General features: G+C 70.9%; 8 protein-coding genes. 3 read left to right on the top strand and 5 right to left on the bottom strand.

The features are described from left to right. The first annotated feature begins 94 nt into the window (after positions 1-94). Positions 95-1,057: a helix-turn-helix transcriptional regulator gene (locus OG494_RS04740; protein WP_328452298.1), complete on the top strand. Its 963-nt coding sequence runs from the start codon at positions 95-97 to the stop codon at positions 1,055-1,057. A gap of 38 nt (positions 1,058-1,095) precedes the next feature. Here the strand turns inward: OG494_RS04740 and OG494_RS04735 are convergent, their stop codons facing one another. From OG494_RS04735 to OG494_RS04725, 3 genes are all read right to left on the bottom strand, one after another. Next, positions 1,096-1,455 carry a hypothetical protein gene (locus tag OG494_RS04735; RefSeq protein WP_328452296.1) on the bottom strand — a complete coding sequence of 120 codons (360 nt, stop codon included), beginning with the start codon at positions 1,453-1,455 and terminating at the stop codon, positions 1,096-1,098. An 85-nt stretch (positions 1,456-1,540) separates the two neighbouring features. Next, on the bottom strand, positions 1,541-2,038 hold the full coding sequence (locus OG494_RS04730) for a helix-turn-helix domain containing protein (protein WP_328452294.1): 498 nt from the start codon (positions 2,036-2,038) through the stop codon (positions 1,541-1,543). Between the two features lie 203 nt (positions 2,039-2,241). Continuing rightward, the gene (locus tag OG494_RS04725; RefSeq protein ID WP_328452292.1) at positions 2,242-3,825 is read right to left on the bottom strand and encodes an alpha/beta hydrolase; all 1,584 of its coding nucleotides are present in this window, start codon (positions 3,823-3,825) and stop codon (positions 2,242-2,244) included. A gap of 193 nt (positions 3,826-4,018) precedes the next feature. Between OG494_RS04725 and OG494_RS04720 the strand changes: the two genes are divergently transcribed. Then, a complete protein-coding gene (locus tag OG494_RS04720) occupies positions 4,019-4,708 on the top strand; it encodes a DNA alkylation repair protein (RefSeq protein WP_328452290.1) in 690 nt (229 codons plus the stop codon). 549 nt (positions 4,709-5,257) lie between these two features. After that, complete coding sequence (locus OG494_RS04715; RefSeq protein ID WP_328452288.1) at positions 5,258-6,259, top strand: IS481 family transposase; 1,002 nt, start codon at positions 5,258-5,260, stop codon at positions 6,257-6,259. Here OG494_RS04715 and pheT read toward each other — a convergent pair. Together pheT and pheS are read right to left on the bottom strand one after the other, a co-directional pair. Then, the gene (gene pheT, locus OG494_RS04710; protein WP_328452286.1) at positions 6,256-8,820 is read right to left on the bottom strand and encodes a phenylalanine--tRNA ligase subunit beta; all 2,565 of its coding nucleotides are present in this window, start codon (positions 8,818-8,820) and stop codon (positions 6,256-6,258) included. The two genes, OG494_RS04715 and pheT, sit on opposite strands and share 4 nt — an antisense overlap. Continuing rightward, positions 8,820-9,884, bottom strand: coding sequence for a phenylalanine--tRNA ligase subunit alpha (gene pheS, locus OG494_RS04705; RefSeq protein WP_328452284.1), 1,065 nt, complete (start codon positions 9,882-9,884; stop codon positions 8,820-8,822). Before pheS ends, pheT begins: the two co-directional genes overlap by 1 nt. Between the last annotated feature and the right edge of the window lie 418 nt (positions 9,885-10,302).

The following is a 10,302-nucleotide window of genomic DNA, read 5'->3' as shown; positions in this document are numbered from 1 at the left end:
GCACACCCTTGCAAGACTAAACAAACAAGTTGACCGGGAAGTGGTGCCCGCCACCGCGCGGCACCGGGAACGGGGCTCTTGGGATGCTGTGCCGATGACGGACACCCCGGCGCGGCTGCTCGGCCTGCTTTCGCTGCTCCAGATCCCGCGGGAGTGGCCGGGCAGCGAACTGGCCGAGCGGCTCGGGGTCAGCCCGCGCACGATCCGCCGGGACGTCGAGCGGTTGCGCGAGCTCGGCTACCCGGTCGAGGCCAGCCGCGGGGTCATGGGTGGCTACCGGCTGATCGCCGGCACCGCGATGCCGCCCCTCGTGCTCGACGACGACGAAGCCGTCGCGATCGCCGTGGGCCTGCGGACCGCCGCGGGCCAGGCCGTCGACGGCATCGAGGAGGCGTCCGTGCGGGCGCTGGCCAAGCTCGAGCAGATCCTGCCCGCGCGGCTGCGCCGCCGGGTGGGCACGATCGGCACGGCGACCGTCGCCGTGCCGGCCACCGGTCCCGTGGTCGATCCCGCGCAGCTGACCGTGTTCGCCGGCGCGATCACCAACCACGAGACGGTCCGCTTCCGCTACCGCGCGGGTGACGGGACCGAATCCCGGCGCCGGGCCGAGCCACTCCGGCTGGTCGCCACCGGACGGCGCTGGTACCTGGTCGCCTTCGACCTCGACCGGGACGACTGGCGGGTCTTCCGCGCCGACCGGGTTCACGCCGCCGAAGCGACCGGCGGGCGCAGTGCCCCGCGCCGGCCGCCCGCGACGGACCTGGCGGCCTACGTCGTCGAGCGGCTCTACGACCTCGTGCCCACCTACCGGGCGGTGGCCACGCTGGCCGCGCCGGCCGACGAGATCACCCCGCGCCTGGGTACGGCGGTAGGCGAGCTGACGCCGCTGCCGGACGGCGGCTGCCGCTGGCGCAGCCACGGGGACACCCTGGACTGGCTCGCGTTCCGCCTGCTCGGGCTGGGCTGCGCTTTCACGGTCGAAGAACCGCCGGAACTGGTGGCCCACCTGAAGATCCTCGCGGGCCGCGCGCTGGCGGGCACCGGCGGGCGCGACTGATCCGCGGTCGCGCGGACCCGGCTTCTCAGGCACCGGGCTCACTCCCCACCGCCGGTGGGCGGGTAGACAGTTCCGTCCTGCGGGTCGTAGAGGACCATCCGGTACCGCTCGGCCAGCTCCTGGACGTACCCCACGACGGTGTCGGGAGCGGACCAGCTCAGCGACATGACCACGCCGTCACCCGCGACGGTCAAGCCGCTGGACCACGGACAGCTGCCGAGTTCCGCGGCCGGTACGTCGGCCAGGTCCGGGTAGCGGGCCGTCAGCTCCCGGTGGAACGCGACGGCCTGGGGGTGCACCGGGATCACCACCGGTTCGGGGGACGTCAGAGCGGCGTACTTGAGGGCCGCTTCTTCGGCGACCGTGGACTCGCGCCACACGGCGAGATCGAAACTCATCAGGACAAACTCCGTTGGGTGCGGGGAAACGGACGGCCACGGTGGCGGGCCGGACCGGTGCGTGCCGGACCGGCCCGCCCCGTGCTCAGTCCGGTTCACCCCCGTCCAGGTCCACGCGTCTGCTCGGCGGCACGGGCAGGTAGCAGCCCGGGTGTTCCGGGTCGCAGCCCACGCGCGGCAGCCGGGCGCGGATACCGCCGGCGGTGCGCTCGAAGTACGCCGCGATCTCCGCGACGCTCTCGCCCGCCACCCACCGGCTCTCCAGCTCCGCGTCCATCTCCGCGTTCCACGGGCGGCCTTGCTGGGCGGGCCGGGCCGCGGATCTTCGCCGCGGCGACCGGCCGGCGCCGGTCGTCGACAGCAGGCCGTCGGCGACCAGGTCGGCCACGGTGGCCGCCACCGCGACGTCCAGGTCGAGGCTGCCCTCGGCGACCGCTTCGCCGCCGGGACCGCCGGCTTCCAAGGTGATCATCACCCTGGTGTTCGGTTCGGCGCGGTCCTCGTCCGTCCTGGTGGCGACCGCGATCTGGTAGATGATCTCCTGTGCCCGGATCTCGGTCCGGCGCTCTTCGATGATCGACATGCCGCGAAGCTAGCGCGCACCCCCGACAATTTTCGGCCACGCGCTGCTCACGGCCGACTCCGCTCCGAAATTGTCGGACCCCTCCCCTAGCGTCCTCGTCGACCACACCACGTCATCGGGAGGCCACGATGAGACACCTGCGGACAAGACGCTGCCCCGGTCCGGACGAGCCGGGCCGGGGCAGCGGGCGGTGCCGTTTTCGCTCAGAAGTGCAGCAGCCGGGCCAAGGCGCTCTGCTTCTCCTGGGCCGCCTTCGCGGAGCTGTCCGACTTCTGCGCGGCGGCGCCGTCGGGCACCGGCGCCGGAACCGGGCTGCACTGGACGTCGGAGTGGTTGCCGGGCTGGCGCTTCGGCAGCTTGCCGGTCGCCAGGTAGTCGGCGATCTTGTCGTCCACACAGGACACCCCGGACAGCGAACCGGCGTGCGTGGTGCCGCCCGGCGCGCTGATCAGGCTCGAGTTCGGGAACCGCTTGCGAACCTCGAGACTGCCGGCGTACGGCGTCGCGGCGTCGAGCTCCTCGCTGATGAGGAGCGCCCCGGCGACCTTGCTGCCGTTGATGTCGACGGGCTTGCCCGCCTTCGCCGGCCAGTACACGCAGGGCGAGTTGAACCAGGCGTTGCCCCAGGTCTCGAACGGGGCCTTGGCGTAGGTCAGCCAGTTGTCGAACCGCCACTTGTTCCAGTTCGTCGGCCACTGGACGTCCGTGCACTGGACACCCAGGTAGACCGCGAAACCGTTGTCGTCGCCGGGCGGGTTCGAGTTGTCGTACAGCGACTTGAGCGTCTGCCAGTCACCGCGGTGGACGTAGCCGTCGAACGCCTGGGCCATGTCGACCCAGCCGAAGACGTAGTAACCGGCCTGCAGGAAGACGTCGGTCCACTCGTCACCGCCGATCACCCCGCCGGCCGGGTTCTTGGCGAGCTTGCGCTGGGTGTCGTACCAGAGCTTCTCCACCGCAGCGCCGGTCTTGCCCAGGTGGTACACGCTGTCGTAGGACGCCAGCCAGTCGAAGTAGATCTTGATGTTCTTGTCGAACGCGACGTCCTGGTCGAGGTTGGCCTGGTACCAGACCTTCCGCGGGTCGACGTTGCCGTCGAGCACCATCCGGCGGACGTTCTTCGGGTACATCGTGCTGTACACCTGGCCGAGGTAGGTGCCGTAGGAGAAGCCGTAGTAGTTGATCTGCTTCTCGCCCAGCGCCTTGCGCAGGCTGTCCATGTCCTGCGCGACGTCGGTCGTCTTCAGGTGGTCGAGGATCGCGCCGTTCTTGCGGCACGCCTGCGCGTACCCCTTCGAGCGGTCGAGCCAGGTCTTCTCCAGCTTCGGCGTGGTCGGCACGTACGCCGGCCGGTTGTAGCTGAAGTAGTTCCCGTCGCAGCTGATCGCGGGCTTGCTGGACCCGACACCCCGCGGATCGAAGCCGATCCAGTCGTAGTTGTCACCGGCGTGGTTCGGCACGTACTTGCCGAGCACCGAGAGCCCGAGGCCGGACCCGCCGGGGCCGCCCGGGTTCACCAGCATGATCCCCTGGGACTGCGCGGTCTTGTGCTTGATCCGCGACACGGCGACGGAGACCTTCGCCCCGCCCGGCTTGGCGTAGTCCATCGGCACTTCGAGGAAGCCGCATTCGCCACCTGCGGCCTTGAGACTCGCCGAGTCGCACGGCCCCCAGGCGATCGGCGCGGGGCTGAACTGCACCCCGGGGTCCGCCGACGCGGCGGGCGCGGCGGCCAGCAGCCCGGCCGCGAGACCCACGGCGGCGACAGCGGCAACGATTCTTTTCACAGTCGTCCTTTTCATCCGCATTCGACAGAGTTCGCCAGATTTCGACGAAACTACCGGCAATCCTGGACAATCTCGCTGACCGCCACGACTTCCGCCATCCGCCTTTCGTCGGTACCTGCCCCGATCCGCGCGCGCCCGGAACCGTCGGTGGCCCTCGGTACGCTCCGGGCGACCGGGGACGACGGGAGGGTGGATGACCGCGGACGAACGGCTGGTCAAGGCGGTCCGCTCGGGGCTGGCCGAGCTGGGCGATCCGGCGAAGGCACCCGTGATGCGGGCGTACATGAAGTCGGCGATGCCGTATCGCGGAGTGGCCAAACCGGAGCGGAGCGTGCTCCTCAACCGCGTCCTCGCCGACCACATACTGCCCGATCGAGTGACATATTCGGCGACGGTGCTGGCGTTGTGGCGAGCAGCGGAATTCCGGGAGGAGCGTTACGCGGCGGTCGATCTTTCCGGATACCGCGCGTACCGGCGGTGGCAGGATCCCGGGCTGATCCCGATGTACGAGGAAATGATCGTCACCGGGGCCTGGTGGGACCACGTCGACGAGCTGGCGATCCGGCGGGTGGGCCCGATCCTGCGGTCGGCCCGGGGCGAGGTCACGCCGATCCTGCTGCGCTGGGCGGCCGACCCCGACCTCTGGCGGCGGCGCACGGCGATCATCTGCCAGGTCGGCGCGAAGCAGGACACCGACACCGACCTGCTCACCTGGGCGATCGAACCCGCGATCGCCGAGACGGAGTTCTTCCTGCGCAAGGGAATCGGCTGGGCCCTGCGGGACTACACGAAGACGGCACCGGACTGGGTGCGGTCCTTCGTGGACGATCACCCCGGCCTGTCGGGGCTGTCCCGCCGGGAGGCGCTCAAGCACCTCGGGTGATCGGTTCCGACGTCGAGCGTGAAGCTGCGGCACGCACGAGCGGCCGGCGTGCTTGGACGATCGGGTGGCGCACTCGGGCGGACGGGTGGCGTACTCGGAAGGTCGGCTCACGTATCTGGAGCGTCGCGCCGCGTACCCGGTCGGTCGGCTCGCGCACCCGGACGGTCGGGCCGTGTACGTGGGAAGTCGGTTCGCGTGCCCGGTGGGTCGGCTCACGTACTTGGACGGCCGGCTCGCGTACCTGGAGCGTCGGCTCACGCACCTGGAGCGTCGGGTCACCTGTTCGGCTTGGCGCTTGGCGGGACGCCGTGGTGCTCGGGCTGCGCCGGGTCGTCGACGTTCCGCTTCGGCCGGTTGCCGTCGTCCGGTCGGCGTGGGCCGGACGCGAAAGAGGGGCCGGTTTCCCGGCCCCTCTTCGGACAGAACAGCTAGCTGTTGCGGGTCATGACGTTGGTGACGGCTGGCAGGGCCTGAGACTGAGGGACGGGTCTTTCGGCGGCAGGATGAGAAGTGCGACCCACTCGTCCCGCCGAAGAGAAAGACCCGTCCATGCACCACCGTAATGCCCCACTGTCAGTCGAAGGCCGCCGCCGGCTCGTGCAGCGCTGCCAGACCCGCCCGATCGCGCACGTCGCCGCCGAGATGGGCATCTCACGGCAATGCGCCAGCAAGTGGGTCAACCGCTACCGGCGCCACGGCGAGAACAGCCTGACCGACCGGCCCAGCGTCCCGCACCAGCAGCCCACAGCCACCCCAGGGCAGGTGGTGACCCGGATCGAGCAGCTCCGCCGGGATCGGAAGTACTCCGCCCGTCGCATCGCCACCGAGCTGGCCGCCGAGGGCGTGACCATCTCGGTGCGCACCGTCGGACGGCACCTGCTTCACCTCGGCCTCAACCGGCGCCGGTTCCTCGACCCCACCGGGCAGAGCAACCGGGAGCCACGGCGGATCATCGCCCGCTGGCCAGGGCACATGGTCCACCTGGATGTGAAGAAGACCGGCCAGATCCCCGACGGTGGTGGCTGGCGGGTCCACGGCAAAGGCAGCGACCAAGACAAACTCGTCGCCCGAGGCAAGATCCGCGGCGAGCGGGCCCGCTACACCCATCTGCACTCCGCCGTCGACGGTTACTCCCGCCTGGCCTACACCGAAGCCCTGCCCGACGAGAAAGCCCGCACCGCGATCGGATTCGTCCACCGCGCGCGGGCATTCTTCGCGGCCCACGGCATCACCCACATCCACCGCCTGGTCACCGACAACGGCGCCTGCTACCGCGCCCACGACTTCGCCACCGTCCTGCGCGGCGCCCGCCACCAGCGGATCACGCCCTACACCCCACGCCACAACGGCAAAGTCGAACGCTACAACCGGATCCTGGCCGAAGAGTTCCTCTACGCCCGCGTCTGGACCAGCGAACAGCAACGCACGGCGGCCCTGAACGTCTGGAACGTGCACTACAACTACCATCGACCACACACTGCCGCCGGAGATCAGCCACCAGCCTCCCGGCTCGACACAGGCGTCACGAACGTCATGGCCTCATACAGCTAGCGCAGGGTGGCTTCGAACCGTTCGCCCGCCGCGGCGACCGCGGCGTCGCGGGCCTTGGTCGCCTCGTCGACGGTCAGCGTCCGGTCCGGGGCGCGGAAGCGCAGCTTGTAGGCCAGCGACTTCTTGCCTTCGCCGACCTGCTCGCCCGCGTACGCGTCGAACAGCGTGATGTCCTCGAGCAGCTCGCCCGCCCCGGAACGCAGCACCGCGGCGAGGTCGGCGGACGGGACGTCCGCGTTCGCGACCAAAGCGACGTCGAGCAGCACCGGCGGGTAGCCGGACACGCTCGGCGCCGGCCGGGAGTCCGGCAGCGGGATCGCGTCGAGGTCGAGCTCCATCGCCACGGTGCGCGGCGGCAGGCCGAGCGCCTCGACGACCTTGGGGTGCAGTTCGCCCGCGTGACCGACCGGCCAGTCGCCGACCCGCAGCTGGGCGCAGCGGCCCGGGTGCCACGGCGGCAGGTCGGTGGCCTGCGTGGTGAGCTCGACCCCGGCGGCCTCGGCGATCGTCCGGGCGGCCTGCACCGCGTCGGCCCAGTTCGCCTGCTCGCCCTTGCCCCACCAGCCGGCGCGGTGGCGCTGGCCGGCGAGCACGACGGCGACGTGCAGCGGCTGCTTCGGCACGGCCTCTTCGAGAACGGCCAGTTCCTCGTCGGTCGGGCGGCGGTCGACGCCCAGCACGGGCATCTTCAGCGGGTTCGGCGAGGGGAGCACGACCTGGCCGACGTGGAACAGCGCCACGTCCTTCATCCCGCGCGAAACGTTGCGCTGCAGCGTGTCGAGCAGGCCCGGCAGCAGCGTGGTGGCCAGCTTGTTGCGCTCGGCCTCCAGCGGGTTGCGCACCAGCACGGCGTTGCGGCGGACGTCGTCCTCCGGGAGCCCGAAGGCGTCCCACACCGCGTCGCCGACGAACGGGAACGGCCGCACCTCGACGTACCCGGCCTCGGCCAGGGCTCGCGCGACGCTGCGGACGCGCCGCTGGCCGTCGGACAGGCCGCGGCCGGCCGGGGCGGCGGGCAGCGTCGACGGGATGCTGTCGTAGCCCTCGAGCCGCAGCACCTCTTCGACGAGGTCGGCGGGCTGGCGCAGGTCGCCGCGCCAGCTCGGCGGGATCGCCGTGACGAGGCCGGTGCCGTCGTCGCCCGTGCTGACCGTGACCTTGCAGCCGATCTGGCTGAGCCGGCGGACGGTCACGCCGCGCTGGTAGTTCACGCCCGCGATCTTGTCGGGCAGGTTGATCGGCATCCGGACCGGCGGGTTCGGCTCAACCGTGCCCTCGTCGGTGCGGCCGGGGCGGATGGCGGCGTCGCCGTACTGGCGCAGCAGCCGGGCTGCCAGCTCGACCGCCGGCCCGCACAGCTGCGGGTCGGTGAACCGCTCGAACCGCTTGGCCGCCTCGGAGAACAGCTTGTGGCGCCGGGCCGTGCGGCTGATCGAAGCCGGGTTCCAGTGCGCCGCTTCGAGCAGCACGTCCGTGCTCTCCGGCGTGATCTCGGTGCTGGCGCCACCCATGGTGCCGGCCAGCGAGATGACGCCGCTGTCGTCGGCGATGACCACGTCGTCCGGGTCGAGCGTGCGCTCGACGTCGTCCAGCGTGGTCAGTTTCTCGCCCGGCTTCGCCTTGCGCACCACCAGGTCGCCCTGGATGGCCTTGGTGGCGAACGCGTGCAGCGGGTGCCCGAGCTCGAGCATCACGTAGTTGGTGACGTCGACGGCCAGGGAGATGGACCGGATGCCGGCCAGCATCAGCCGGCGCCGCATCCACCACGGGGTCGGCGCGGTCGAGTCCAGGCCGGTGACCCGGCGCAGCACGAACCGCGGGCAGCCTTCGGGGTCTTCGACGTGGACCGGCCACGCGTCACCCTCGGCCACCGGGACCTCCAGCAGTGCCGGGTCGCCGAAAGGCACGTCGAGGGCGTTCGACAGCTCACGGGCCAGGCCGCGGACCGACAGCGCGTAGCCGCGGTCCGGGGTCGGTGCGAGCTCGATCACCGTGTCGTTCAGGGCGAGCAGCTCCTGGCCGTCGTCGCCCGGGCTCGCGGTGCCCGGCGGCAGCACCAGGATGCCGGTGTGGTCTTCCCCGAGGCCGAGTTCGCGCGCCGAGCAGATCATGCCGTCGCTGATGCGGCCGTAGGTCTTGCGGGAGGCGATGGCGAAGTCGCCCGGCAGCACCGCGCCGGGCAGCGCGACGACGACCAGGTCACCTTCGGTGAAGTTGCGCGCGCCGCAGATGATGCCGCGGGTCTTGATGCCGTGCGGGCCCTCGTCGAACTCGCCGTCTTCGTCCTCGTCTTCGTCCTCGTCGTCCTGCTCTTCGAGCTCGTCGGACTCGTCGGCGACCTCGCCGACGTCGACGCGGCAGAAGCGGACCGGCTTCTTGAACTCGGTCAGTTCCTCGATCTCGGCCACCCGGCCGACGACCAGCGGACCGGTGACCGGCCCGAGCTCGCGGAGGTCGTCGACCTCGATCCCGATCCGGATGAACGCGTCGGCCAGGTCCTGCGGCGTGATCTCCTCGCCCACGTCGAGGTGTTCGGTCAGCCAGCTGACTGGGACTCGCACTACGCCTCCGTTCCGAAGGGAAGGGTGAAGCGGACGTCGCCTTCCACCATGTCGCGCATGTCCGGGATCCCGTTGCGGAACTGCAGGGTGCGCTCGATACCCATGCCGAAGGCGAAGCCCGAGTACACCTCGGGGTCGACGCCGCAGGCGCGCAGGACGTTGGGGTTGACCATGCCGCAGCCGCCCCACTCGACCCAGCCGGGACCGCCCTTCTTCTCCTCGAACCAGACGTCCACCTCGGCAGACGGCTCGGTGAACGGGAAGAAGTGCGGGCGCAGCCGGGTCTTGGAGTGCTCGCCGAACATCGCGCGGGCGAAGGCGTCCAGCGTGCCCTTGAGGTGCGCCATGGTGATGCCCTTGTCCACCGCGAGGCCCTCGACCTGGGTGAACACCGGGGTGTGGGTCGAGTCGAGCTCGTCGGTGCGGTACGTCCGGCCGGGGCACACGACGTACACGGGCAGGTCGCGGTGCAGCAGGGTGCGGGCCTGGACGGGCGAGGTGTGCGTGCGCAGCACCAGGCCGGAGTCCTCCTCGCCGACGTAGAAGGTGTCCTGCAGCTGGCGCGCGGGGTGGTCCTTGCCGAAGTTCAGCGCGTCGAAGTTGAACCACTCGGCTTCGAGCTCGGGGCCTTCGGCGACCTCGTAACCCATCGCGATGAACGCGTCGGCGACACGCTCGGAGACGGTGGTGATCGGGTGCCGGGCACCGCGCGGGACGCGGTCCCACGGGAGGGTGACGTCGACGGCTTCTTCGCGCAGCACGCGCTCGTCGCGCTCCACCTGGAGCTCGGCGCGGCGGGTGTCGAAGGCCGACTGGACCGCCTGGCGGGCCTCGTTGACGCGCTTGCCGGCTTCGGCCTTCTCCTGCTTGGGCAGGGCGCCGATCTCGCGGCGCGCCAGCAGCAGCGGCGAGTGGTCACCGAGATGCGCGGGCTTGACCTCGGCCAGCGCATCGAGCCCGGTCGCGGCGGCGAACGCCGCTTCGGCGGCCTTGACGGCCTCCTGCAGCGTCTCGGGGGCGAGAACCGCGCCGCCCTGGGCTTCCTTCTCCTTGGCTCCGGACATAACTCCTCGGCGTCCGCTGGGACTGGTCGTTCGTGCTCCGCCGGACAACGCGGCGCACGAGAGGTCAAAGGCAAGAAAAGTCTATGGGATCGGGTCAGGGCGCCCTTGGTCGCCCTCGGGCGGCGCCGGTCCGTGCCCGGGCGCGGGCCTGACAGGACTGAACGCTGACCAGGTCAGAAGGCGCGGATTACGGTCGCACGGAACGAAACCGCTGGTCGGCGGGTCGGCGGGGCCGGGCGAGGGGACGTCGGCGTGATCAAGCACGAAGATCCCGCGAAGGGTGACGGAGAGACTGACGCCCGCCCACGCAAATGGCACCAAACGTCGCGCGCTGGCTGGCTGGCTGGCTGGCTGGCTGGCTGGCTGGCTGGCTGGCTGGCTGGCTGGCTGGCTGGCTGGCTGGCTGGCTGGCTGGCTG

The organism is Amycolatopsis sp. NBC_00438 (genome assembly GCF_036026695.1).
In the GTDB taxonomy this organism is placed as follows: Bacteria; Actinomycetota; Actinomycetes; order Mycobacteriales; family Pseudonocardiaceae; genus Amycolatopsis.
The sequence above is the reverse complement of the archived record's forward strand: the minus strand, read 5'-3'. Positions and strand labels throughout refer to the sequence as shown.

Coding starts and splice junctions, on each gene's coding strand:
- OG494_RS04740 (WP_328452298.1), top strand. CDS start 95: ATGACGGACACCCCGGCGCGGCTGCTCGGCCTGCTTTCGCTGCTCCAG.
- OG494_RS04735 (WP_328452296.1), bottom strand. CDS start 1,455: ATGAGTTTCGATCTCGCCGTGTGGCGCGAGTCCACGGTCGCCGAAGAA.
- OG494_RS04730 (WP_328452294.1), bottom strand. CDS start 2,038: ATGTCGATCATCGAAGAGCGCCGGACCGAGATCCGGGCACAGGAGATC.
- OG494_RS04720 (WP_328452290.1), top strand. CDS start 4,019: ATGACCGCGGACGAACGGCTGGTCAAGGCGGTCCGCTCGGGGCTGGCC.
- OG494_RS04715 (WP_328452288.1), top strand. CDS start 5,258: ATGCACCACCGTAATGCCCCACTGTCAGTCGAAGGCCGCCGCCGGCTC.
- pheS (WP_328452284.1), bottom strand. CDS start 9,884: ATGTCCGGAGCCAAGGAGAAGGAAGCCCAGGGCGGCGCGGTTCTCGCC.